Origin of the sequence: Pseudomonas sp. TTU2014-080ASC, assembly GCF_001446935.1 — a bacterium.
Lineage (GTDB): Bacteria > Pseudomonadota > Gammaproteobacteria > Pseudomonadales > Pseudomonadaceae > Aquipseudomonas.
On the sequence record NZ_LKKK01000002.1, the window covers coordinates 698,584 to 720,861 of the forward strand.

At 58.5% G+C, this 22,278-nt stretch carries 23 protein-coding genes, 1 other RNA gene and 1 pseudogene; 15 read left to right on the forward strand and 10 right to left on the reverse strand.

Translation table 11 applies throughout. The annotated features are described in order from the left end of the window. Nucleotides 1-21: 21 nt before the first annotated feature. From AO726_RS08690 to AO726_RS08700, 4 genes are all read right to left on the reverse strand, one after another. On the reverse strand, nt 22-618 hold the full coding sequence (locus AO726_RS08690; protein ID WP_058067668.1) for a 5-formyltetrahydrofolate cyclo-ligase: 597 nt from the start codon (nt 616-618) through the stop codon (nt 22-24). Nucleotides 619-628: 10 nt separating this feature from the next. Beyond that, nucleotides 629-807: non-coding RNA, 6S RNA (ssrS, locus tag AO726_RS20940), on the reverse strand. 42 nt (nt 808-849) lie between these two features. Continuing rightward, nucleotides 850-1,155, reverse strand: a complete 306-nt coding sequence (locus AO726_RS08695) for a cell division protein ZapA (protein WP_058067669.1) — start codon at nt 1,153-1,155, stop codon at nt 850-852. Next, nucleotides 1,155-1,361 (reverse strand): TIGR02449 family protein, encoded by a 207-nt coding sequence (locus tag AO726_RS08700; protein WP_058067670.1) that lies wholly within the window; start codon nt 1,359-1,361, stop codon nt 1,155-1,157. The genes AO726_RS08695 and AO726_RS08700 overlap by 1 nt, the downstream gene beginning before the upstream one ends. A 386-nt stretch (nt 1,362-1,747) precedes the next feature. On the opposite strand from AO726_RS08700, the gene AO726_RS08705 reads away from it, so the two are divergent. Genes AO726_RS08705 through AO726_RS08725 form a run of 5 tightly spaced genes read left to right on the forward strand, consistent with a single transcriptional unit; the run spans nt 1,748 to nt 6,565 of the window. Next, complete coding sequence (locus AO726_RS08705; protein ID WP_058067671.1) at nt 1,748-2,302, forward strand: YecA/YgfB family protein; 555 nt, start codon at nt 1,748-1,750, stop codon at nt 2,300-2,302. A gap of 31 nt (nt 2,303-2,333) precedes the next feature. Beyond that, nucleotides 2,334-3,668, forward strand: coding sequence for a Xaa-Pro aminopeptidase (gene pepP, locus AO726_RS08710; RefSeq protein ID WP_058067672.1), 1,335 nt, complete (start codon nt 2,334-2,336; stop codon nt 3,666-3,668). Between the two features lie 3 nt (nt 3,669-3,671). Then, nucleotides 3,672-4,859, forward strand: coding sequence for a 2-octaprenyl-6-methoxyphenyl hydroxylase (ubiH, locus tag AO726_RS08715; RefSeq protein ID WP_058067673.1), 1,188 nt, complete (start codon nt 3,672-3,674; stop codon nt 4,857-4,859). A 32-nt stretch (nt 4,860-4,891) separates the two neighbouring features. Further along, nucleotides 4,892-5,341 (forward strand): DUF4442 domain-containing protein, encoded by a 450-nt coding sequence (locus AO726_RS08720; protein ID WP_058067990.1) that lies wholly within the window; start codon nt 4,892-4,894, stop codon nt 5,339-5,341. A 9-nt stretch (nt 5,342-5,350) separates the two neighbouring features. Next, nucleotides 5,351-6,565 (forward strand): 2-octaprenyl-3-methyl-6-methoxy-1,4-benzoquinol hydroxylase, encoded by a 1,215-nt coding sequence (locus AO726_RS08725; RefSeq protein WP_058067674.1) that lies wholly within the window; start codon nt 5,351-5,353, stop codon nt 6,563-6,565. A gap of 124 nt (nt 6,566-6,689) precedes the next feature. Here the strand turns inward: AO726_RS08725 and dctM are convergent, their stop codons facing one another. From dctM to AO726_RS08750, 5 genes are all read right to left on the reverse strand, one after another. After that, nucleotides 6,690-7,973 (reverse strand): C4-dicarboxylate TRAP transporter large permease protein DctM, encoded by a 1,284-nt coding sequence (gene dctM, locus AO726_RS08730; RefSeq protein ID WP_058067675.1) that lies wholly within the window; start codon nt 7,971-7,973, stop codon nt 6,690-6,692. After that, nucleotides 7,973-8,602, reverse strand: coding sequence for a TRAP transporter small permease (locus AO726_RS08735; RefSeq protein WP_058067676.1), 630 nt, complete (start codon nt 8,600-8,602; stop codon nt 7,973-7,975). The genes dctM and AO726_RS08735 overlap by 1 nt, the downstream gene beginning before the upstream one ends. 70 nt (nt 8,603-8,672) lie before the next feature. After that, entirely contained in the window at nt 8,673-9,665 is a 993-nt protein-coding gene (gene dctP, locus AO726_RS08740) for a C4-dicarboxylate TRAP substrate-binding protein DctP (RefSeq protein WP_058067677.1), read from the reverse strand. A 277-nt stretch (nt 9,666-9,942) separates the two neighbouring features. Then, nucleotides 9,943-11,322 (reverse strand): sigma-54-dependent transcriptional regulator, encoded by a 1,380-nt coding sequence (locus tag AO726_RS08745; RefSeq protein WP_058067678.1) that lies wholly within the window; start codon nt 11,320-11,322, stop codon nt 9,943-9,945. Continuing rightward, a complete protein-coding gene (locus AO726_RS08750) occupies nt 11,319-13,130 on the reverse strand; it encodes a sensor histidine kinase (protein ID WP_058067679.1) in 1,812 nt (603 codons plus the stop codon). Before AO726_RS08750 ends, AO726_RS08745 begins: the two co-directional genes overlap by 4 nt. A gap of 354 nt (nt 13,131-13,484) precedes the next feature. Here AO726_RS08750 and AO726_RS21595 point away from each other — a divergent pair. After that, nucleotides 13,485-13,634: pseudogene (locus tag AO726_RS21595) on the forward strand (methyl-accepting chemotaxis protein); the annotation flags it as partial. 41 nt (nt 13,635-13,675) lie between these two features. Continuing rightward, nucleotides 13,676-14,014, forward strand: coding sequence for a methyl-accepting chemotaxis protein (locus tag AO726_RS21430; protein WP_058067681.1), 339 nt, complete (start codon nt 13,676-13,678; stop codon nt 14,012-14,014). Between the two features lie 50 nt (nt 14,015-14,064). On the opposite strand, the gene rfbC is transcribed toward AO726_RS21430, so the two are convergent. Further along, nucleotides 14,065-14,610, reverse strand: a complete 546-nt coding sequence (rfbC, locus tag AO726_RS08765) for a dTDP-4-dehydrorhamnose 3,5-epimerase (protein WP_058067682.1) — start codon at nt 14,608-14,610, stop codon at nt 14,065-14,067. A 202-nt stretch (nt 14,611-14,812) separates the two neighbouring features. On the opposite strand from rfbC, the gene pcaQ reads away from it, so the two are divergent. The 8 genes from pcaQ to pcaF all read left to right on the forward strand — a co-directional run bounded on the left by pcaQ (nt 14,813) and on the right by pcaF (nt 22,176). Next, complete coding sequence (gene pcaQ / locus AO726_RS08770) at nt 14,813-15,745, forward strand: pca operon transcription factor PcaQ (RefSeq protein ID WP_058067683.1); 933 nt, start codon at nt 14,813-14,815, stop codon at nt 15,743-15,745. Between the two features lie 117 nt (nt 15,746-15,862). After that, nucleotides 15,863-16,582: a protocatechuate 3,4-dioxygenase subunit beta gene (pcaH, locus tag AO726_RS08775; protein ID WP_058067684.1), complete on the forward strand. Its 720-nt coding sequence runs from the start codon at nt 15,863-15,865 to the stop codon at nt 16,580-16,582. Between the two features lie 10 nt (nt 16,583-16,592). Next, on the forward strand, nt 16,593-17,204 hold the full coding sequence (gene pcaG, locus AO726_RS08780; RefSeq protein ID WP_058067685.1) for a protocatechuate 3,4-dioxygenase subunit alpha: 612 nt from the start codon (nt 16,593-16,595) through the stop codon (nt 17,202-17,204). Continuing rightward, the gene (gene zapE / locus AO726_RS08785; protein WP_241492082.1) at nt 17,194-18,213 is read left to right on the forward strand and encodes a cell division protein ZapE; all 1,020 of its coding nucleotides are present in this window, start codon (nt 17,194-17,196) and stop codon (nt 18,211-18,213) included. The genes pcaG and zapE overlap by 11 nt, the downstream gene beginning before the upstream one ends. 83 nt (nt 18,214-18,296) lie before the next feature. After that, nucleotides 18,297-19,142 carry an IclR family transcriptional regulator gene (locus AO726_RS08790; protein ID WP_058067687.1) on the forward strand — a complete coding sequence of 282 codons (846 nt, stop codon included), beginning with the start codon at nt 18,297-18,299 and terminating at the stop codon, nt 19,140-19,142. Nucleotides 19,143-19,340: 198 nt separating this feature from the next. Beyond that, complete coding sequence (locus tag AO726_RS08795; RefSeq protein ID WP_058067688.1) at nt 19,341-20,189, forward strand: CoA transferase subunit A; 849 nt, start codon at nt 19,341-19,343, stop codon at nt 20,187-20,189. Further along, nucleotides 20,189-20,971 (forward strand): CoA-transferase subunit beta, encoded by a 783-nt coding sequence (locus AO726_RS08800; protein ID WP_058067689.1) that lies wholly within the window; start codon nt 20,189-20,191, stop codon nt 20,969-20,971. Before AO726_RS08795 ends, AO726_RS08800 begins: the two co-directional genes overlap by 1 nt. After that, a complete protein-coding gene (gene pcaF / locus AO726_RS08805; protein WP_058067690.1) occupies nt 20,971-22,176 on the forward strand; it encodes a 3-oxoadipyl-CoA thiolase in 1,206 nt (401 codons plus the stop codon). Before AO726_RS08800 ends, pcaF begins: the two co-directional genes overlap by 1 nt. Nucleotides 22,177-22,278 lie beyond the last annotated feature (102 nt).

Consider the following 22,278-nt stretch of genomic DNA (forward strand, 5'->3'; position numbering starts at 1 on the left):
GCAGGAGTCTTTGGCTCCTGCTTAATACCAGCCTTTATCAGTCACTGTGCCGTTTAAGGGCACATCCCAGCTAGCCATGTTTAAACGCTCAACCTGTTGGCATTCATGGGCCAGGCCCAGCAGGGTTGGTTTGATCCATTGAGTGCGTCGGCTGCGGTAGGCCAAGCTGCGATCGTAGAACCCTCCGCCCATACCCAGGCGCCCACCGAAGCGGTCGAATCCCACCAATGGTAGTAGCACCAGGTCCAGTGCCCAGATGTTGCGCTGATGCGCCGGGTTGCGCCGGGGTTCTGAAATGCCGAAACGGTTTTTGATCAGTTTTTCACCGGGCCGGATTCGCTGGAACACCATTCTGGTGCGAGGCCAGGGACTGAGCACCGGTAAGTAGGTTGCTTTACCGCGCTTTTGGGCGGCGCGTAACAACAGGCGCGGATCAATCTCACCATCGTTGGGTAGGTAAAGGGCAATGTGACGGGCTCGGTGAAAAACCGGTTGATGCGCCAGTTGCCTATACAGGTTTTGAGCAGCCTTGCGTTGTGCAGCAGCCGGAAGCGCGCGGCGTGCGGCGCGGAGCTGGCGGCGTAACTGGGGGCGGCTGAGAGAGGTGCTGTCGTACATCGTTAAGAAAGGACTCCCCGACGTGCCGCTGTCGGTTTAGCCCTTGAACCCGAAAGTTCAAGGTGGAGGTTGCAGGAGGCGTTAAGGCTTTCCGTCAGGCGGACATGCACACCGGCCTCAACATACAACCCCCGGGTTTGTGCGTATCGGCTCAGGGACATCACCAACTGGCGCACACTACAGGGAGCGCTGTGGAGTATATCCCAAACCTAAGGTGTACAGGCGTCTTATTTATACATCGGGGTCGCGTTCCAGAGCCTTGTCGACCCGGTCAATAAGGTCACGCACCTGCTCACGGTTGGCATCGGCCTGCTCATCGAGGTTTTGCTGTTTGTGCAGTAAGTCATGGGTAATGTTCAGAGCCGCCATGACGGCGATGCGGTCAGCACCGATTACTTTTCCACTTGAACGGATCTCCCGCATTTTGCCGTCCAGATAACGTGCGGCACCTTGCAGGTTGGCGCGTTCATCTTCCGGGCAAGCAATACAATATTCTTTGTCCAGAATACGGACAGTCAGGGTATTTGGCTGAGTCATCAATCCTGCTCCAGTGCTTTAAGGCGCGAAATCATGGATTCGACCTTGTGCCGGGCCATTTCGTTCTTTTCAATGAGGTGGGCGCGCTCTTCGCGCCAGCTTTTTTCGCTTGCCAGAAGCAACCTGTTTTGGGCCTTGAGCTGCTCCACACGCTGGATCAGGAGTTCCAGTTTTTGCGTGAGAGTCTGCAGATCGGCGTCGTCCATGGGTCTCTTCTCGTGAAAATTAAAGCGGACTAACAGAGGAAAATAGCGTCTTTCAATGAGCTATGACAGTGCAATGTGCGGCTTTACTGTCATATTCCACTATATCGTTGCTGGTGAACTCTCTTGGGTGCTCTCTAGCTCAGGTCTTTCGGTAACTTTTGCCCAAATGTGAGCTCATCCGTCTGTTGCAGATAGCGTCATGCAATACGTAATGAGGTCATGAAAGGCACCTGATATGAAACCGTATAGTGCAGATGAGGGTGTTAGAGCCTTTGTCAGGCATTTTGATAGCACCGACGAGCGCCTTTAATGGTCTTGCTGCGTCTGCCGGTGCTAGGATACAAGGCCCTCATTTTAGACATCGCGCAGCTTAGCGCCTAGCACTTATGCCCATTCAGAACTCCCCGTACACCGCCTTTGCAACACTGCTTTCCAGCAGTGGTTACACCGTCTCTCCTGCTGAACTGCATGGCCTGCTGCTTGGACGCAGTTGCGCTGGTGCAGGCTTTGATGCCGAACCGTGGCTGCAGGAGGCGACCGAGTTGCTTGGCTCGGAGCTGCAGGACAACGTGCGTCAGGCACTGATTGGCTTGCAGGAAATGGTCAAAGGCGAGTTAAACAGTACGGACGTAACACTGGTCCTTCTGCTGCCTGGCGATGATGCCGCCCTGGCTGAGCGCACGACGGCGCTGGGACAGTGGTGCCAGGGTTTCCTCGCCGGTTTCGGCCTGACTGCCCGCGACAGCGCTCTTAGCGCCGAGGCGATGGAAGTGTTGCAGGACCTCTCGGCTATTGCCCAGATTCAAGATGCGCTGGACGAGTCTGAGGATGGTGAGAATGACTATATGGAGGTAATGGAATACCTGCGTGTTGCACCGCTGCTGTTGTTCAGCGAGTGCGGCAAAGCTGCGCCTGTAGAAGCAAAACCGTCGTTGCACTGATCGACAGCCACTGGAAAAGGACAAGTCCAAGATGACCAGCATTCCAAAAGCCGAATATGCCCGTCGCCGCAAAGCGTTGATGGAGCAAATGGAGCCTAACAGTATTGCCATTCTGCCGGCCGCGCCGGTGTATATCCGCAATCGCGATGTGGAGCACACCTATCGACAGGACAGCGACTTTCAATACTTGTCGGGCTTCCCTGAGCCGGAAGCGGTCATTGTTCTCATTCCGGGCCGTGAACACGGTGAGTACATTTTGTTCTGCCGCGAGCGTGATCCGCTGCGTGAGCTATGGGACGGCCTGCGTGCCGGACAGGAAGGTGCGATCAGCCAGTACGGTGCGGACGATGCCTTCCCGATCAGTGATATCGATGACATCCTGCCGGGCCTGATCGAAGGGCGCGAGCGCGTTTACTCGGCCATGGGCACCAACCATGAGTTCGACCGCCAACTGATGGAGTGGATCAATGTGATCCGTTCTAAAGCGCGTCAGGGTGCTACGCCGCCTAACGAATTCATCACCTTGGAGCACCTGCTGCACGACATGCGCCTGTACAAGTCGGCAGCGGAGGTGAAGGTGATGAAGGCCGCGGCTGAAATCTCAGCACGCGCTCACGTGCGTGCTATGCAGGCAAGCCGCGCTGGGCTGTACGAATATCATCTGGAAGCTGAGCTGGACTACGAGTTCCGCAAGGGCGGGGCGAAGATGCCGGCTTACGGTTCCATCGTCGCAGCAGGTAAGAACGCCTGCATCCTGCATTACCGCGAGAACGATGCACCGCTGAAAGATGGTGATCTGGTACTGATCGACGCAGGCTGTGAGATCGACTGCTACGCCAGCGATATCACCCGGACTTTCCCGGTTAACGGCAAGTTTTCCCCTGAGCAGAAGGCGATCTACGAGCTGGTGCTGGCTTCGCAGGAAGCAGCGTTTAAAGAGATTGCACCGGGCAAACACTGGAACCAGGCGCACGAGGCGACTGTACGTGTGATCACCAGTGGTCTGGTCGAGCTGGGCTTGCTCAAAGGTAACGTCGATGAGCTGATCGCCAGCGAAGCCTACCGCGACTTCTACATGCATCGCGCCGGTCACTGGCTGGGGCTGGATGTGCACGATGTCGGTGAGTACAAGGTCGGCGGCGAATGGCGTGAACTGGAAGTCGGCATGGCAATGACCGTTGAACCGGGCATCTACATTGCGGCGGATAACCAGAATGTCGCCAAGAAATGGCGCGGTATTGGCGTGCGTATTGAGGATGATGTGATCGTGACCAAGACCGGCTGCGAGATCATCACCGGTGGTGTACCGAAAACCGTTGCCGAAATCGAAGCGCTGATGGCTGCGGCGCGCAGCGAGGCGGCCTGACCTATGCAGCGCGTGGATATTGCGATTATCGGTGGGGGACTGGTCGGTGCCAGTCTGGCGTTGGCTTTGCAGAGCGAGGCCAAACAGCGTGGCTGGACGATCTGCCTGATCGAGCCGTTCACCCCCGGCGCGGGCTATCAGCCCAGCTACGATGCGCGATCCACTGCGCTGTCTTACGGCTCGCAACAGATTTATCAACGGCTTGGCCTGTGGCAGGCGATCAGCCAGCGCGCCGAGCCGATTACCCAGATACACGTCTCTGACCGTGGCCGTTTTGCCGCAGCCCGCATGAATGCGGAGGAAGAGGGCGTGCCCGCGCTGGGCTACGTGGTGGAAAACGCCTGGCTTGGTGAATGCCTGTGGAACGGGCTGGATCAGGAAGTGGTGAGCTGGCGCAGCCCGGCGCAAGTCAGTCGCATGCAGGCCCTTGCCGACGGTTATCGCCTGACGTTAGAAAACGGCAGCGAGCTTGAGTGCAATCTGGCGATTCTGGCTGAGGGCGGACGCTCCGGTCTGCGTGAACAGCTGGGTATCAATATCAGTGTCTCGCCCTACGGGCAAAGTGCGCTGATCGCTAACATCACGCCACAGCTGCCCCATGAAGGGCTGGCGTTTGAGCGCTTCACCGACGAAGGCCCGATGGCCATGCTGCCGGTGACTGATAACCGCTGTGCGTTGGTCTGGACCCGTGCCACCGCCGAAGCAGAGCGTCTGCACGCGCTGGAGGAACGGCCGTTCCTTGAAGAGTTGCAGCAGGCGTTTGGTTATCGCTTGGGCCAGTTACGTCAGGTTGGCACACGCCATCTGTATCCGTTGGCGCTGACATCGGCCACAGAACAGATACGCCCGCATCTTGTGGTATTGGGCAACGCTGCACATGCCCTGCATCCGATTGCCGGGCAAGGTTACAACCTGTCGCTGCGCGACACCCTGGTGCTGGCTGAAACCCTGCTTGGCAGCGATGCACCGCTGGGTGATTTAAATACGTTGCAGCGTTATGTCGACAGCCAGCTGCTGGATCAGCAGCTAACGGTGGGCTTCTCCGATAAGGTCACGCGCCTGTTCAGCACCGGCCAGCCACTGCTGGTTGCCGGGCGCAACCTGGGCCTCATAGGCCTTGACCTGTTGCCGCCAGCCAAGCGTTGGTTTGCCCGTCAGGCCATGGGCCTTGGCGTGCGCGCGGAATCTTAAGCGTGTCGGCTAAGTTAGCGCGCAAGGCGCGCATGCTGCGTTGGATCATGAACCTTTATCCACCCTATCTGGGGGCTGGAGTTTGGGTGCGGCACATCAGCGCGGATTTCAGTGAGATAAAGGTAGAAATGCCGCTGCGCTGGTATAACCGCAACTATGTGCGCACCCACTTTGGCGGCAGCCTGTATGCCATGACCGATCCATTTTTCATGTTGATGGTGATGGAGCGGCTCGGGCGCGATTACATCGTCTGGGACAAGGCTGCCAGCATTGATTTCGTCGCGCCGGGCAAAGGCACGGTGTACGCCGATTTTCGCATTGATGAAGCGCTGCTGGATGACATCCGCCAGCGCACCGCAGGTGGCGAAAAGTATCTGCCTGAACTACAGGTTGAAGTGCTGGATGCTGCCGGTGATGTGGTGGCACGGGTGCACAAAACCCTTTATGTGCGGCTCAAGCCGCAGGCTCGGCAGGCGGGATAAGGAAGGATTATGCAAGCTGATCTGATCATCGTCGGTGCAGGAATGGTAGGCAGCGCGCTGGCGCTGGCCCTGCAGAACAAGGGACTGGACGTTCTGCTGCTCGATGGCAGCTCGCTTGAAGTGGCACCGTTTCAGGCGGGCGCTTTTGAGCCGCGTGTCAGTGCATTGTCCATGGCCAGTCAGCGCGTTCTTGAACGTCTGGGTGCGTGGCAGGGTATCGAAGCCCGGCGCGCCTGCCCATATAGCGAAATGCAGGTCTGGGACGGCTCTGGGACCGGGCAGATTCATTTCAGTGCGTCCAGCGTACACGCTGATGTGCTTGGCCATATCGTCGAAAACCGTGTGGTGCAGGATGCGCTCTTGGAGCGCCTGCACGACAGTGATGTCGGGCTGCTGGCCAACTCCCGTCTTGAGCATTTGCGTCACTCCGGTGATGGCTGGCTGCTGACCTTGAATGATGGTCGCGAATTGCGTACCAAGCTGGTGATTGCAGCTGATGGTGCTAACTCCGCCGTACGCCGTCTGGCTGGCTGTGAAACCCGTGAATGGGATTATCTGCATCACGCCATTGTTACCAGCGTGCGATGCAGCAAGCCACATCAGGCCACGGCCTGGCAACGCTTTACTGATCACGGCCCGCTGGCCTTCCTGCCTTTAGAGGGCGCTGAGGGCGAGCATTGGTGCTCGATCGTCTGGTCGGTGACGCCGGAAGAGTCTGAGCGTTTGATGGCGTTAGACGATGCCGCCTTCTGTGCAGAGCTGGGTGAAGCTTTTGAATATCGCCTGGGCGAGGTGCTGCATGCTGATGCGCGCCTGTGTATTCCGCTGCGTCAGCGCCATGCTAAGCGTTACGTGGAACCGGGGCTGGCGTTGATCGGTGATGCTGCGCACACCATTCACCCGCTGGCCGGGCAGGGGGTCAATCTGGGCTTTCTTGATGTAGCGGTGTTGGCTGAGGTGCTGTTGCACGCGGCCGAGCGTGGTGAAGATCTGAATGACGTGAAAGTGCTGAGTCGTTTCGAGCGCCGCCGCATGCCACACAATCTGGCGATGATGGCGGCAATGGAAGGCTTCGAGCGCCTGTTCCAAGCCGATCAACTGCCACTGCGCTGGCTGCGCAACACCGGCCTTAAATGGGTCGATGAAATGCCGCAGGCCAAGGCGCTTTTTGTGCGTCAGGCGCTGGGGTTGTCCGGCGATCTTCCGGAGTTGGCGCGGGCCTGATCGGGCAGCGAGCAGTCCCCCGATTTCATCCCTCCTGGTTATTTCAGTCCACAAAAAAAGCCCGGCTAATGCCGGGCTTCAAGTATGCAGGCACAACCTGCACACAGGCACATACGAGTAGCAATCAGCTCATACCCAGCCAATTTGGCAAGGCCAGCGAGATAGCTGGAATGTAAGTGATCACAATCAGGAAACTGATCAGCATCATCAGCCATGGCCAGGCTGCCTTGATTACGCTGGTTAACGGCATTCCCGTCACCGCTGAGGTCACAAACAGGTTCAGGCCAACTGGCGGTGTGATCAGGCCGATTTCCATGTTCACCACCATGATAATGCCCAGGTGGATCGGGTCGATGCCCAGTTGCATGGCAATCGGGAACAGGATCGGCGCCAGGATCAGAATGATCGCCGAGGGCTCCATAAAGGCACCGGCAATCAGCAGCACGATGTTCACCACCAGCAGGAACTGCCAGGGCTGCAAGCCCATTTCTACTACCCAGGCGGTAATGGTCTGCGGGATTTGCTCGGTGGTCAGCACGTGGGCGAACAGCATGGCGTTGGCGATGATGAACATCAGCATGATGCTCAGCTTGCCGGACTCCAGCAGTACGCGTGGACAATCGCTGATCTTCAGGTCTTTGTAGACGAATAGGGCGACAAACGCTGAGTACACCGCTGCCACGGCTGCAGCTTCAGTCGGGGTGAACATGCCGGTGTAGATACCACCGAGAATGATCACCATCAGCAGCAGGCCCCAGATGGCTTTGCGTGCAGCGCTCAGGAACTCACGCAGGCTGGCGCGTGGCATGGCTGGCAAATTCATTTTGCGCGCCACGACGTAGATCGCGACCATCAGTACCAGGCCCAGCAGCAGGCCAGGGATGACGCCCGCCATAAACAGCTTGCCGACAGACTGCTCGGTTGCTGCGGCGTAGACCACCATCACGATCGATGGCGGAATTAGGATGCCTAATGTACCGGCGTTACACACGATACCGGCACCGAAGGCCTGTGGATAACCCGAGCGTACCATCCCGGCAATAGCAATCGAGCCTACAGCCGCAACAGTGGCCGGAGACGAGCCGGACAGTGCCGCGAACAGCATGCAGGCCAGTACTGCCGAAATAGCCAGACCGCCGCGAATATGACCGACGCAGGCGTTGGCAAAGTCGATCAGGCGACGGGCCACGCCGCCGGTGGTCATGAAGGCACCGGACAACAGGAAGAACGGAATCGCCAGCAGGGTGTAGTGCTCGGACGTTTCGAACAGCTTGATCGCCAGTGAACGCACCGAGTCCGGGCTGAACAGCATGATGGTCATGGAGCCGGCCAGGCCGAGCGAAACCGCAATCGGCACGCCGATGAACATCAACAAAAACAGCAGCAGGAAGAGGAACAGAATGGTCATTACTTGTGCTCCTCGTGTTCATTGATTTTCAGGGCATCAGCGGCTTCATCCGCGAGTCCCAGACCGGTTTGCTGGTTGCGTAGGATGCGCACAAAAATTTCAGCAAAGCGGATAAATACCAAGGCAAATCCAAATGGCACGATGGCCGTGATGTGCCACTGCATGACGCCAAAATGGCCAAGGTCTTCAGCGCCGATGCCTGCGATAAAGAGGGTCTTTACCCAGTCGTAGCTGGCGACGCTAATCAGGCCGGCGTAACCGAGGCAGGCCAGGCAGGCGATGATGCCGATAATGCGTTGCACCGGTTTGCTCGCCAGTTTCACCAGCGCGTCTACGCCGATATGGCCTGCGGTGCGCACGCCATAGGCCAGGCCAAAGAAAATCAGCCAGGCAAATAAGGCTTTGGTCAGTGCTGTGCTCCAGGTCATGGACTGAGCCATGTCGAGGATGAAGTCACCGATATTCAGGAAGAAGTCACTGGTGCTCTCCCAGCGGTCAGCCAGGTTGTAGAACAGCGTGTACAGGTTGTTGAGGATTACGTAGGTGAACGTAACCAATGTCATGGTTGCCAGCAGAAAGGCGATAAAACCTTCCTCGAAGTGGTCCCAGACGCGCCGCAGGGCATTCATCGTGTGAGTCTCCGGTGAGTGTGCAGTACATCCAGGCCCGTAGGCCTGGATGTCAGTAACGCAGGGCGTCTTACTGCTGGTTGGCTGCGTCAGCCGCTTTGATCAGGTCGGCGCCGATCTCGCCTTCAAACTTCTTCCACACAGGCTTCATAGCATCGCGCCACTTGCTGCGTTCTTCAGGAGTCAGTTCGATGATCTCGGTTGTTTTGGCTTCCAAGATGCGCTGCTTGTCGCCCTGGTTGAGGTCGTCAGCCTGCTTGTTCACCTCAGCAGTGACTTCCACGATGATTTTGTCCAGCTCAGTGCGGACATCTTCAGGCAGACCTTCCCAGAACTTGGTGTTGGTGATCAGCATGTAGTCCAGCAGACCGTGGTTGGTCTCGGTGATGTATTTCTGCACTTCATGCATCTTCTGGCTGTAGATGTTGGAGTACGGGTTTTCAGCACCGTTAACTACGCCAGTTTGCAGGCCCTGGTAAACCTCGGCAAAGCTCATTTTGCGCGGGTTGGCACGCACGGCTTTGAACTGCTCTTCCAGAACAGCAGAGGCCTGTACGCGGAACTTCTGGCCGCGTGCATCTTTCGGTTCGCGGATCGGCTTGTTGGCCGACAGCTGCTTCAGGCCGTTATGCCAGTACGCCAGACCGGTGATGTTTTTCGACTCCATCGATTTCAGCAGCGACTGACCTTCCGGGCTCAGCTGGAAGCGGTCAACTGCGGCCATGTCGTTAAACAGGAACGGCAGGTCGAAAATCTGGATTTGCTTGGTGTAGTGCTCAAACTTGGCTAGCGACGGAGCGATCAGTTGAACGTCGCCCAGTAGCAGCGCCTCCATCTCTTTGCCATCGCCAAACAGCGAGGAGTTTGGATAGACCTCAACTTTGACTTTGCCCGGCAGGCGTTCTTCAGCGAGCTTTTTGAACAAAAGCGCGCCCTGGCCTTTAGGCGTGTGCTCGGCCACAACGTGGGAGAACTTGATGGTGATCGGGTCAGCAGCTTGTGCCATACCTGCTACCAGCAGGGAGAGTGCGCACGTAAGTGCTTTGGCAGTGAGTTTGAACATGGAGCGATACCTCTTGTTTTTGTGTGATAGAGCATCGTGTTTCACTGGATTGCGAAGCACGTACAGACAATGTCTTGCCCTACAACACTGGCGAGTGTTCGACAGAAGGCTTTCTTCAGCGTAGTGCTTCCTAGCGCCGTCGTCTCAGCAACCGTCATGCCAGCACGCTCAGAGGTGGGGAATTTGTACGCAATTTCGTTGTACAAGCACCTGCCTGAACGTTCAGACAGGCGTGAGTAACATAAAAGCGTTCTTGAGTTTGGCGGATTTCCGCCATCTACTCGTGACTGTCTGGCGGATTTCCGCCTGACTCAGAGAAGCTGAGGCCGTGCTTACGTAATTTGTCGTGCAGGGTCTTGCGTGGCAGGCCGAGCGCTTCGGCCAAGCTGCGCAGAGAGTTGTGGTTACGACCCATCTCAGCGCTGATCAGGCTGCGCTCGAATGCTTCAACCTGAGCATTAAGGCCGCCGCTGCTTTCTTCAGTCGGGCCTGACCCTTCGTCACCCAGTTCAAAGCCCAGTCCTAGGGCAAAGCGTTCCGCAGCGTTTTGAAGTTCACGCACATTGCCCGGCCAGTTATGCCGTAGCAGAGTGGCGCGCTGGGCGGGCGACAGGTGGCGCTCCGGCAGGCTGTGGCGTTTGCTGACAGAGTCGGTGAAGTGCTGGAACAACAGCAGGGCGTCTTCACCGCGATCGCGCAGCGGAGGAATACGCAGCGGCGCAACATTCAGTCGGTAATACAGGTCGGCGCGGAAGCGGCCCTGATCGGCGGCCTGGCGCAGATCTTCCTTGGTCGCGGCAATAACACGGATATCCAGCGGGATCAGCTGGTTGCCGCCAAGGCGTTCAACCACGCGCTCTTGCAGCAGGCGCAGCAGTTTGACCTGCACCTCTAGGCTCATGCTTTCGATTTCATCCAGGAATAGGGTGCCGCCGTTGGCAAACTCAAACTTGCCGATGCGGCGCTTTTGCGCACCGGTGAACGCGCCCTGTTCGTGACCGAACAGCTCGCTTTCGACGACCGATTCGGCCAGTGCGCCGGCGTTGATTGCAACGAAAGGGCCGTCGCGGCGGCTGGACATGTCGTGCAGGGCTCGGGCAACCACTTCCTTACCGGCTCCGGTTTCGCCAAGAATCAACACATCGCTGTTGATGGCTGACAGCGCTCCGATCTGTTCACGCAGGCGTTGCATGGATTGTGATTGGCCAACCAGGCGGGCGCTCAGTGTCTGCTTATCGGCCAGGGCCAGACGCAGGCTGCGGTTATCCAGCACCAGACGGCGTAGGTTAAGGGCGCGGCGCACGCTATCGATCAGGTCTTCGCTGGCAAAGGGCTTTTCCAGAAAGTCATGAGCACCGGCGCGCATGGCTTGTACCGCCAAGGGCACATCGCCGTGTCCGGTAATCAATAGCACGGGCAGTTCGGCGTCCTGTTCCTGCAGTTGTTGCAGCAGTTGCAGGCCATCAATACCCGGCATGCGGATGTCGCTGATGACCACGCCTGGCCAGTCGCGGGTGATGCGGCTGGCGGCGTTGCGGGCGTCGGCCAATGTGGTGACGTTAAAGCCGGCCAGATCCAGTGTTTGCCCCAGCGCCTGGCGCAGGTGCGGATCATCATCGATCAGCAGTACCTGAGTGCGGGTGTCGATCATGCTCATACAACAAAGTCCTCTGCCGACTGGGGTTTGATGCCTTGCTCGCCTGCCCGCAGGCGCAAGGTCAGCTGTGCGCCGCCGCTGGGGTGGTTGGCGAACAGTAGCTCGCCGCCCAGTGCGCGCATCAGCGTATCGCAAATGGCCAGACCCAGGCCGAGGCCCTGGGCGCTGGTTTTGGTGGTGAAGAAGGGTTCACGGGCGCGCTGCAGGGCTTCTTCGCTGAAGCCGGGGCCGTTGTCGCGCAGGATCAGGTCAACGCCTGTTTCGGTGATCTCGGCGCTAATCATCAAGCGCCGCGGCTGTGGCACTTCGCTGAGGGCGTCTAGGGCGTTGCTCAGCAGGTTGGACAGCACCTGACGCAGGCGCGTCTCACCTGCCTGCACCCACAGCGTGGCTTCGGGCAGATCGCGGATCAGCTCCACGTCCATGGCCCGGCGGCGCTTGGCCAGCAAGGCCAGGGAGTCGTCGATAGCTGGTTGTAAGGCCATGGTTTCCGGGGCATGGCGGTCGCGGCGGGCAAAGGCGCGCAGGTGGGCAATGATGGAGGCCATGCGCTCGGTCAGTTTGCTGATCAGCTTGAGGTTGGCGCGGGCATCTTCGGTGCGGCCATGGTCCAGCAGCACGCCGCTGTTGTCGGCGTAGCTGCGGATGGCGGCCAGGGGTTGATTGAGTTCGTGGCTGATGCTGGCACTCATGGTGCCAAGGGCTGAGAGCTTGCTGGCCTGGACCAGTTCATCCTGAGCGCGCACCAACTCTTGCTGGGCTTGCTCGCGCTCCAGTACTTCCTGCTTTAGGCGACTATTGAGGCGTTCGAGGTCTTCGGTGCGCTCCAGGACGCGTTTCTCCAGTTCTGCGCGGGCTTGGCTGGAGAGGGCAATGCGATCCAGGTAATGGCGACGGCGTTGCATCAGCAGGCCGAGCAAGAGCATCAGCAACAACAGTACACCGCCGCCGACCACCAATACGGTGTGTACAGGACGGTCGAGTAGGGTGCGCGGGGTGAGGATGCTGACGGTCCAGCCGGTTTCCTTGAGTTCACGATCCAGACGAATCCAGTGCTTGGGGTTTAGCGTGAGCAGCGGCGGGTTCTGGGTTGGATAAGGGCGGTTGGCTGAAATGGCGGCGCGCTCGACCTTGTCCAGTGGGCGGGTGGCGGTAAACCGCCACTTGCTGTTGGAGGTGAGGATCACGACGCCATTGGCATCGGTCACCATTAGCTGTTCTGGGGTATTGCCCCACAGTGATTCGGTGTTGTTGAAGTCGACTTTGACGACTATCGCACCCAAGTTGTGATCGTTCTCACGCACCGCAGAGGCGAAGTAGTAACCGCGCCTGCCAGAGGTTGTGCCCAGACCAAAGAAGCGCCCGGGCCGGCCTTCAATGGCTTCGCGGAAATACGGGCGAAATGCGAAGTTGCGATCAACAAACGAGTCTTCCCGGTTCCAGTTAGAGGCTGCCAGCGTGTTGCCGTCCGGGTCCATCAGGTAGATCACGTCGGCCCCGGTTTGCTCGCGGATCTGGTCGAGCAGATGGTTGGAGTGCTCCCGCAAAGCTGGGTCTGCCGGGTTTTGCAGGGTCTGGCGCAGAGCCGGAAGGTCGCCAAGTATCGGGGGCAGCACGTCATAGCGGCGCAGGGTGCCGAGCAGGTTGGCCACGTAAAGGTCCAGTGTCTGCGTGTTCTGGTCGAACAGCGCATTGCGGTAATAACGCTCAGCCAGCTGATGCAGGGGAATCAGCAGGGGCGAAAGAAGCAGAAACAGGATGACCAGACTGCGCCAGCGCGGGCGATGGGGTGGTCGGTTATGTGGCATGGCTGTTCTCGTTAAGCGCGTACTGAAATGCTGTTATGCAATATGCGGGCAAATTTTGTATTCAGAGTGGATATTCGTCCGGTCAAGCCTGAGCGTGTACGGTGGTTCTGATTTTGTGTGCGCTAAGCCAGAGTGACGGGGATGCCCTCAGGAGGTATTCAGAAGTTGTCTCAATTAACAGTCCGTATACGGTTATTGATTCTGGCTTTGGTGCCTCTGTCTGTGTTGATTGTGGTGATTGAACTGGCGCTGTCCAATGCCAGTAAGCTCAAAGATAGTTTTGATGGACTGTTCAGTGACCGTATGCGCCCGATCAGCCAGTTAAAAGTGGTGTCGGATGCATATGCGGTGAGTATGGTCGATGCGCTGCATAAGTACCGTTCTGGCGTATTTACTGAAGGTCAGCTGGGCGATGAGATAAGCACGGTGCTAGGCGTCATCCAGAGCATCGCTGAGCAGATCAACCTGCTGGCGCTCAACGCTGCGATTGAAGCTGCGCGAGCTTGGCGAGCAACACACAGAAGGCCTCGGAGTCGATTCGCAGCATGATCGACAGCCTACAGAGTGGGGCGCGCAGTGCAGTCAGCGCCATGCAGGAATCCCGCGAGCAGGCGCAGATAAGTGTCAGTCATGACCGCGAGGCGGGTGAGGTGCTCGCCCACAATGCTCAGGCAGTGGTGGGCATTGCTGACGGCAATGTGCAGATTTCAACGGTGAGCGAAGAGCAAGCTGCGCTGGCTAATGAAATCAGCCAAAACATCAGCAGCCTCAATGACAGCATCGGTGAGGTTGTCAGCGGGGGCGAGCAGAGTGCCATTGCCAGCCAAGAGCTGGCGCGTTTGGCCAGTGGCTTACAACAGCAGGTCACGCGCTTTACTGTCTAAGGGTGGCACTCAGGCGGCCCGCTCACAGCAATCTGTGAACGGGCCGGGGCTTAGGCGAAAACGTCAGCATCTTTGAAGCTGACGGCAGCCTGATCTTTGGCTGACAGCTGTGGCGCTTCAGTAAACGGCCAGTTGATGGCTAGATCAGGATCATCCCAGCGGATGCTGCGCTCGTGTTCCGGCGCGTAATAGTCGGTGGTCTTGTAGAGGAACTCGGCATAGTCGCTGAGTACCACAAAGCCATGGGCGAAACCTTCCGGGACCCACAGCTGACGTTTGTTTTCGGCGGAAAGGATTTCGCCGACCCACTGGCCAAACGTCGGTGAGCTGCGACGCAGATCAACCGCCACATCAAACACCTCACCCGCGGTCACACGTACCAGTTTGCCTTGCGCTTGTTGCAGTTGGTAATGCAGGCCACGCAGTACGCCACGGGCGGAGCGGGAGTGGTTGTCCTGGACGAACTCACGTTTGACTCCGGTGGCTGCTTCGAAGGCTTTGGCGTTGAAGCTTTCAAAGAAGAAACCGCGCTCATCGCCGAACACTTTTGGCTCGATGATGAACACTTCAGGAATTGCGGTGGCAATGGCGCGCATGGCTGATCCTTACTATTTCGGGCACTGATATGCAGATGACTCTAGGGTGAGAGTTTCGCTGATCCGGCATCGGCAAGCCACCGCGGGGTGTCTGGATGGATGGTCGGTCAGGGAAATTAAGGTGGGGAATGCATAACCATTTGGTTGGATATTTGCCAGTTTGCGGGATAGGCTTCAGCCATCTCTGGCTCGGGTTTAGTCCGTGAACATCGACAACCGCATCAAATTCCGTCATCTGCAGTGCTTTCTCGAAGTGGCCCGGCAAGGCAGTTTGGCCCGGGCTGCCGATGTTTTGGCTATTAGCCAGCCCGCTGTCTCCAAAACTCTCAAAGAACTGGAAGAGGTGCTGGATGCGCGCCTGTTTGAGCGCAGCAAGCAGGGCGTAACGCCAACGGCGGCCGGGCTGGCCTTTCTGCGTTACGCTGGCCCCAGCGTGCAGGCCTTGCGTGAAGGTGTGCGCAGTCTGCGCAGTGGTGAGCATGAAGCCGGTCAGCTGCGTTTGGGGGTACTGTCCACGGTAGAAAGCTCACTGATTCCGGATGTCGTTCGGCGTTTGCATGAGCGCCATCCGGCGCTGGTGATCAGCGTGGCGACCGGGCAAAGCACGGATCTGCTGGATAAGCTTCGTGCCGGGGATCTGGATTTGGTGGTCGGGCGGGTCAGTGACAGCCCGCGTATCGAGGGGCTGACCTTTGAGCATTTGTATAGCGAATCGATGATTCTAGTGGTGCGCCCTGGGCATCCGCTGTTGCGCAAGCCGCTGCGCGATGCTGCAGCGCTGGCGGACTATCCGGTGGTGGTGCCACTGGCCGGCACCATCATCCGCCGCTACGCCAACAGCCTCTTTGTGCAGTGCGGGATTGGCTTGCCGTCGCAGCGGTTGGAGACCATATCTGTGGCTTTAAGTCGCCGCTATGTGCAGTCTTGTGATGCGGTCTGGGTCGCGCCGCTGGACGCCGTTCGTCAGGACCTGCAGCGCAGTGAGTTGTTCGAGCTGGATATTGGTCTGCGTGAACCGGGTGGCTCTGTTGGCATCTGCAGCAACCCTTCAGCCCTGATGTCACTGGCGGCGCAGTGGTGTTGCGAGGCGCTGCGTGAGGCGGCCAAAGATTATCGGGATACACTTGATCCATAACCAATTGGTTATGGTTGTGGCCGATCTTTTCAATTTTAAGTTGCCTGCATCTGCATAAGACTGCGTGTCTCTGCCTGTGCCTGCAGGTGCGCAAAATAATCCGAAGAGGAGATCGACATGTCCGATGCGCCGCATCGCCGCTTTATCGCACGTGACCGTAACTGGCACCCGAAAGCCCTGACCCCAGACTACAAAACCTCTGTAGCCCGTTCGCCGAGTCAGGCGCTGGTCACTATTCCGCAGTCGATCTCTGAGACCACCGGCCCGGATTTCTCGCACCTGAAAATGGGTGTGCACGACAACGACCTGCTGCTCAACTTCAACACCGGCGCACTGCCGATTGGCGAGCGCATCATTGTTCACGGCCGCGTAGTCGATCAGTTCGGCAAGCCGGTTCCGAACACTCTGGTTGAAATGTGGCAAGCCAACGCCGGTGGCCGCTACCGTCACAAGAACGACCGCTACCTGGCACCGCTGGACCCGAACTTCGGCGGTGTAGGCCGTGCTCTGACCGACAGCGAAGGCCGCTACCACTTCCGCACCATCAAGCCGGGTCCGTACCCATGGCGCAATGGTCCGAACGACTGGCGTCCGGCACACATCCACTTCTCTATCAGTGGCCCGGCGATCTGCACCAAACTGATCACCCAGCTGTACTTTGAAGGTGATCCGCTGATCCCGATCTGCCCGATCGTTAAAGCGGTGAACGACCCGGAAGCTGTAAAGACCATGATCGCCCGTCTCGATCTGACTGCGAACAATCCGATGGATTGCCTGGCTTACCGTTTCGACATCGTCCTGCGTGGCGAGCGTCAGACATTCTTCGAGAACAAATAAGGAGGCGACCATGACTGAAGTTAAGCTGCTGCGTGAGACCACCTCCCAGACTGCGGGCCCGTACGTTCACATCGGCCTGGCTCTGGCCGCCGCTGGTAACCCGACCCGCGAACAGGAAATCTGGAATGTGATGGCCAAGCCGGAAGCACCGGGCGAGCACATCACCGTTATCGGCCGTGTATTCGATGGCAACGGCCATCTGGTGCGCGACTCGTTCCTGGAGCTGTGGCAAGCCAACCACGAAGGCGTGTATGACGAGGAATACAACCTCGACAAGCCGTTCAATGGTTTTGCCCGCACCGCGACCACCTTTGAGGCGGGCAGCGAGTGGACTGTGCACACGGTTAAGCCGGGCGTGACCCTGGCTGCTGATGGTCGTCCGCAAGCGCCGCACATCAACGTTTCGCTGTTTGCCCGTGGTATCAACATCAACCTGGCGACGCGCATCTACTTCGAAGACGAAGCAGAAGCCAACGCAGCTGACCCGGTGTTGAACTTCATCGAACAACCGGAGCGTCGCCAGACCCTGATCGCCAAGCGCGAAGTGGTCGACGGCAAGACCATCTACCGCTTCGACATCCGCATTCAGGGTGAAGGCGAGACGGTGTTCTTTGACTTCTGAGTTGTACCGGCAAGCCAGCGCTGTGATCGAGCAGCGCGGTTTGCTTCTGGATGCTGCGCAGCAACGCGCTCTGCATCGGCTGGCCGACTGGTTGCAGGCACGCCTGCTGCCGCCTGGCTGGCTTCGCCGCACACCACGCGGCGCCTATTTTTACGGGGAGGTCGGGCGTGGCAAAAGCCTGTTGCTCGACAGCCTCTTCGCGTTTGCTCCCGTGCCTGAAAAACGCCGTGTGCATGTGCATGCGCTGTTGCAGGAAGTTCAGCAGCGTTCGCTGGGCTATTTGGGGCAAGCCGATCCGCTGATCAAAGTGGCGGAAGATCTGGCGGCCGAAGCCCGCCTGCTGTTCTTCGATGAATTCCATGTCCATGACATTGGAGACGCCATTCTGCTCGGACGCTTACTGGAGCAGTTGCTTAAGCACGACTGCATCTTGCTGTTCAGCTCCAACTTTGAGCCGTCCGGGTTGTGCCAGAACCCGCTGTACCACAGTCGCTTCAAACCGTTCGCGACGATGCTCAGCAAACAGTGTCTGGTTCTGCGTATGGATGACGGTTGCGATTATCGCCCGCTCAGCACGCAGCACTGGGGGCGCTATCTGCAAGGGCCGGCAAGCCTACTGGAGGCACAGTTGAAGGAACTGCCTGCACACAGCGCGATTGAGCTGGGCCGCCGCACGGTATCGGTTTGTGGCATGGATGAAACCCGGCTGTGGCTGGACTTCAGTGAGCTGTGTCAGCAGCCGTTGGCCAGCGCTGATTACCTGCTGTTGTGCCAGCGCTTCCGCTTGATTGTTGTCTCGGCGATGCCTGCGATGGCCTCGCTGACGCTTGATGAGCAGCAGCGCTGGGTGAATTTTGTCGATATCGCCTACGACGCCAACACAGAACTCTGGCTTCAGGCTGACGAAAGCCTGGCGGTGATCTGTGCAGACAGTAGCCATGGCGATTTTGCCCGCACCCGCAGCCGCCTTGCGCAGCTGCAGCCTCAGGTAGCAATGGTCGAAACCTGAAGGTTTGAGATAAGCGGGGTTTGCGATTGCCGAACATGAGTTCGATAATCGCCTGGTTATTTATGTTTCCTTCTGGAGTTCTCATGAGCGATACCCGTCCGTCGACTTCCATGCTGGCACCGCCGCCGTATGTATCGCCGGCCAAGCGCATTGAAGAGTTCGCCGGTGACCCTAACTTTATGGCCTCGCTGGCCCGTGGCCTGGCGGTGATCAATGCGTTTCAGGAGCGCAAACGGCAACTGACCATTGCCCAGATCAGCCACCGCACCGAAATCCCCCGCGCGGCGGTGCGTCGTTGCCTGTACACCCTGATGAAGCTGGGTTACGCCACCACCGACGGGCGCACTTATTCGCTGTTGCCTAAGGTGCTGACGTTGGGCCACGCCTACCTGTCTTCGACGCCGCTGGCGGTGTCAGCTCAGCCGTATCTGGACCGTCTCAGCGAGAAGCTGCACGAGGCCTGCAGCTTGGCCACACTTGAAGGTGAGCAGATTCTGTATATCGCCCGTTCCGCGATTCCGCAGCGTCTGATCTCGGTCGATCTGAGTGTGGGCAGCCGCCTGCCTGCGTATTGCACATCCATGGGGCGCGTGCTGCTGGCAGCGATGGATGATGACCAGCTGCACGACTATCTGGCTCACGCTGAGCTGCTGCCGAAAACCAGTCGCACCCTGTCTACTCACGATGAGCTGTGGGAGTGCCTGCAAAAAGTCCGTCAGCAAGGCTGGTGCATTGTTGATCAGGAGCTGGAGCAAGGCCTGCGTTCGCTGGCTGTGCCGGTGTATGACTCGGCAGGCCATGTGCTGGCCGCCATGAACATCAGTACCCACGCTGGCCGGGTGCCCGCCAGTGAGCTGGAAAAGCGTTACCTGCCGATGATGCTTAACGCCAGTCGTGAGCTCAGCAGTCAGTTGTTCCGCGCCCCGTAGTCCCGTTTAACGATCCCTTTGCAGTGTCTGGGCGGCCGTCTGTTGCAAAGGGATTACCGGTCTAATCCGTTAGTCTACTATCGTTCGATAATCGAACAGTAAGGCGATTATCGGATTGTTCCGGCTCCGGCTCCGGCCTAATCTCAGCGCACTGCCACCCTGCCTGGTGGCTTCTGTCACTGGAGAGAGAACCACACGATGGCCGACATCATTTCCCTCGGCGAAGCCATTTCGCGCTACGTCAACGACGGCGACAAGGTAGCCCTTGAAGGGTTTACCCACCTGATCCCGACTGCCGCTTCCCACGAAATCATCCGTCAGGGCAAGAAAAACCTGCACCTGGTGCGGATGACACCGGACCTGGTCTATGACCTGCTGATCGGTGCGGGTTGCGTGCGTAAGCTGACCTTCTCTTGGGGCGGTAACCCGGGTGTTGGTTCACTGCACCGCCTGCGTGACGCGGTTGAGAAGCAGTGGCCGCAGCCGCTGGAAATCGACGAGCACAGCCACGCTGACTTGGCCAACTCCTACGTTGCCGGTGCTTCCGGCCTGCCGTTTGCTGTTCTGCGTGCTTACGCCGGTTCTGACCTGCCGAAGGTCAACCCGAACATCAAGTTCATCAACTGCCCGTTCACCGGTGAGCAACTGGCTGCCGTACCGAGCGTGCGTCCTGATGTGACTGTGATTCACGCACAGAAAGCCGACCGTAAAGGCAACGTGCTGATCCAGGGCATCCTGGGTGTGCAGAAAGAAGCCGCTCTGGCTGCTAAGCGTTGCATCGTGACTGTTGAAGAAATCGTCGACGACCTCAACGCCCCGATGAACGCCTGCGTACTGCCGACTTGGGCACTGACTGCTGTCTGCCTGGTGCCGGGTGGCGCGCATCCGTCTTACGCCCATGGTTATTACGAGCGTGACAACGTGTTCTATCAGGCATGGGACCCAATTGCCCGTGACCGCGACACCTTCAATGCGTGGATCGACACTTACATCCGTGGCACTGCTGATTTTGCAGAGTTCCAGGCCAAGCTGCAGGAGGCCAAATAATGAGCGCCTACACCACTAACGAAATGATGACTGTGGCGGCTGCCCGTCGTCTGACCAACACTGACGTGACCTTCGTAGGTATCGGTCTGCCATCCAAGGCGGCCAACCTGGCCCGTCTGACCCACGCACCTGACGTGACCCTGATTTACGAATCTGGCCCGATCGGTGCCAAGCCGAACGTACTGCCGCTGTCCATCGGCGATGGCGAGTTGGCTGAAACGGCTGACACCGTAGTTCCGACTGGCGAAATCTTCCGCTACTGGCTGCAGGGCGGCCGCATCGATATCGGTTTCTTGGGGGCTGCTCAGGTCGATAAATTCGGCAACATCAACACCACCGTCATCGGCGACTACAACGCACCGAAAGTGCGTCTGCCGGGTGCCGGTGGCGCGCCTGAAATCGCAGGTTCTGCGAAGAAGGTGTTCATCATCCTCAAGCAAGGTCATCGCACCTTCGTGGATAAGCTGGCGTTCATTACTTCCGTTGGTCACGGCGAAGGCGGCGATCACCGTCAGCGTCTGGGCCTGCCGGGTGCTGGTCCGGTGGCGATCATTACCGACCTGTGCATCATGGAACCGGAAGAGGGCAGCAACGAGTTCATCGTCACCTCGATCCACCCGGGCGTTACCCGCGAGCAGATCATCGAGAACACCGGCTGGGCCATCCGTTTTGCTGACGTTGTGGCTGAAACCGCTGTACCGGAAGCCCATGAGCTGGAAGCCCTGCGTGCTCTCGAAGAGCGCACCGCAATTGCCCACGGCCAGAAGAGTGGTGACGAGTAATGACCCGCGAAGTGTATATCTGCGACGCAGTACGTACGCCCATCGGCCGCTTTGGCGGCGCGCTGTCGGCGGTACGTGCTGACGACCTGGCTGCAATCCCGCTGAAGGCGCTGCTTGAGCGCAACCCACAGCTGGACCCGGCAGCCATTGAAGAAGTGTTTATGGGCAGCGCTAACCAGGCTGGTGAAGACAACCGCAACGTGGCCCGTATGGCGCTGTTGCTGGCTGGCATTCCGGCCAGTGTTCCGGGCGTGACCCTGAACCGTCTGTGCGCTTCCGGTCTGGATGCGGTGGGTACTGCCTTCCGCGCCATCGCTTCTGGCGAAATGGATCTGGCGATTGCCGGCGGAGTGGAGTCCATGTCCCGTGCGCCGTACGTCATGGGCAAGGCTGAAACTGCTTTCGGTCGTACCCAGAAGATTGAAGACACCACCATCGGCTGGCGCTTCATCAACCCGAAAATGAAAGAGCTGTATGGCGTTGATGCCATGCCGCAAACCGCTGACAACGTGGCTGATGATTTCAATATCAGCCGCGCTGATCAGGACGCTTTCGCCATTCGCAGCCAGCAGAAAGCCGGCCGTGCTCAGGCTGAAGGTTTCTTCGCGGAAGAGATCGTGCCGGTTGTGATCAAGGGCAAGAAGGGCGACACCATCGTCGACACCGACGAACACCCGCGCCCGGATACCACCCTTGAAGCGCTGACCAAGCTCAAGCCGGTCAACGGCCCGGACAAAACCGTCACCGCAGGCAACGCTTCCGGCGTTAACGACGGTGCCGCGGCGATGATCCTGGCATCCAAAGAAGCCGTGGAAAAGTACGGTCTGACTCCACGCGCCAAAGTGCTGGGCATGGCCAGTGCCGGTGTCGCGCCGCGCATCATGGGTTACGGCCCGGTGCCGGCAGTTCGCAAGCTCAACGAGCGTCTGGGCATCAAGATCGAAGACTACGACGTCATCGAGTTGAACGAAGCCTTTGCTGCTCAGGGCCTGGCGTGCATGCGCGACCTCGGCTTGGCTGATGATGCTGCCAGCGTTAACCCGAATGGCGGTGCAATTGCGCTGGGTCACCCGCTGGGTATGAGCGGTGCGCGTCTGGTGCTGACCGCAGTTCATCAGCTGGAAAAAACCGGCGGCAAGTTAGGGCTGGCGACTATGTGTATCGGCGTAGGTCAGGGTCTTGCTCTGGCGGTTGAACGCGTCTGATCAGAATAGTCTCAAAAACCCGGCAGGCCACGTCTGCCGGGTTTTTGAGCAGGAACGAAGGTGTGTGGTGAATGTCCGAATCAGGTTATTGCCACGGAGTCT

Coding starts and splice junctions, on each gene's coding strand:
- AO726_RS08690 (WP_058067668.1), bottom strand. CDS start 618: ATGTACGACAGCACCTCTCTCAGCCGCCCCCAGTTACGCCGCCAGCTC.
- AO726_RS08695 (WP_058067669.1), bottom strand. CDS start 1,155: ATGACTCAGCCAAATACCCTGACTGTCCGTATTCTGGACAAAGAATAT.
- AO726_RS08700 (WP_058067670.1), bottom strand. CDS start 1,361: ATGGACGACGCCGATCTGCAGACTCTCACGCAAAAACTGGAACTCCTG.
- AO726_RS08705 (WP_058067671.1), top strand. CDS start 1,748: ATGCCCATTCAGAACTCCCCGTACACCGCCTTTGCAACACTGCTTTCC.
- pepP (WP_058067672.1), top strand. CDS start 2,334: ATGACCAGCATTCCAAAAGCCGAATATGCCCGTCGCCGCAAAGCGTTG.
- ubiH (WP_058067673.1), top strand. CDS start 3,672: ATGCAGCGCGTGGATATTGCGATTATCGGTGGGGGACTGGTCGGTGCC.
- AO726_RS08720 (WP_058067990.1), top strand. CDS start 4,892: ATGCTGCGTTGGATCATGAACCTTTATCCACCCTATCTGGGGGCTGGA.
- AO726_RS08725 (WP_058067674.1), top strand. CDS start 5,351: ATGCAAGCTGATCTGATCATCGTCGGTGCAGGAATGGTAGGCAGCGCG.
- dctM (WP_058067675.1), bottom strand. CDS start 7,973: ATGACCATTCTGTTCCTCTTCCTGCTGCTGTTTTTGTTGATGTTCATC.
- AO726_RS08735 (WP_058067676.1), bottom strand. CDS start 8,602: ATGAATGCCCTGCGGCGCGTCTGGGACCACTTCGAGGAAGGTTTTATC.
- dctP (WP_058067677.1), bottom strand. CDS start 9,665: ATGTTCAAACTCACTGCCAAAGCACTTACGTGCGCACTCTCCCTGCTG.
- AO726_RS08745 (WP_058067678.1), bottom strand. CDS start 11,322: ATGAGCATGATCGACACCCGCACTCAGGTACTGCTGATCGATGATGAT.
- AO726_RS08750 (WP_058067679.1), bottom strand. CDS start 13,130: ATGCCACATAACCGACCACCCCATCGCCCGCGCTGGCGCAGTCTGGTC.
- AO726_RS21430 (WP_058067681.1), top strand. CDS start 13,676: ATGATCGACAGCCTACAGAGTGGGGCGCGCAGTGCAGTCAGCGCCATG.
- rfbC (WP_058067682.1), bottom strand. CDS start 14,610: ATGCGCGCCATTGCCACCGCAATTCCTGAAGTGTTCATCATCGAGCCA.
- pcaH (WP_058067684.1), top strand. CDS start 15,863: ATGTCCGATGCGCCGCATCGCCGCTTTATCGCACGTGACCGTAACTGG.
- pcaG (WP_058067685.1), top strand. CDS start 16,593: ATGACTGAAGTTAAGCTGCTGCGTGAGACCACCTCCCAGACTGCGGGC.
- AO726_RS08790 (WP_058067687.1), top strand. CDS start 18,297: ATGAGCGATACCCGTCCGTCGACTTCCATGCTGGCACCGCCGCCGTAT.
- AO726_RS08795 (WP_058067688.1), top strand. CDS start 19,341: ATGGCCGACATCATTTCCCTCGGCGAAGCCATTTCGCGCTACGTCAAC.
- AO726_RS08800 (WP_058067689.1), top strand. CDS start 20,189: ATGAGCGCCTACACCACTAACGAAATGATGACTGTGGCGGCTGCCCGT.
- pcaF (WP_058067690.1), top strand. CDS start 20,971: ATGACCCGCGAAGTGTATATCTGCGACGCAGTACGTACGCCCATCGGC.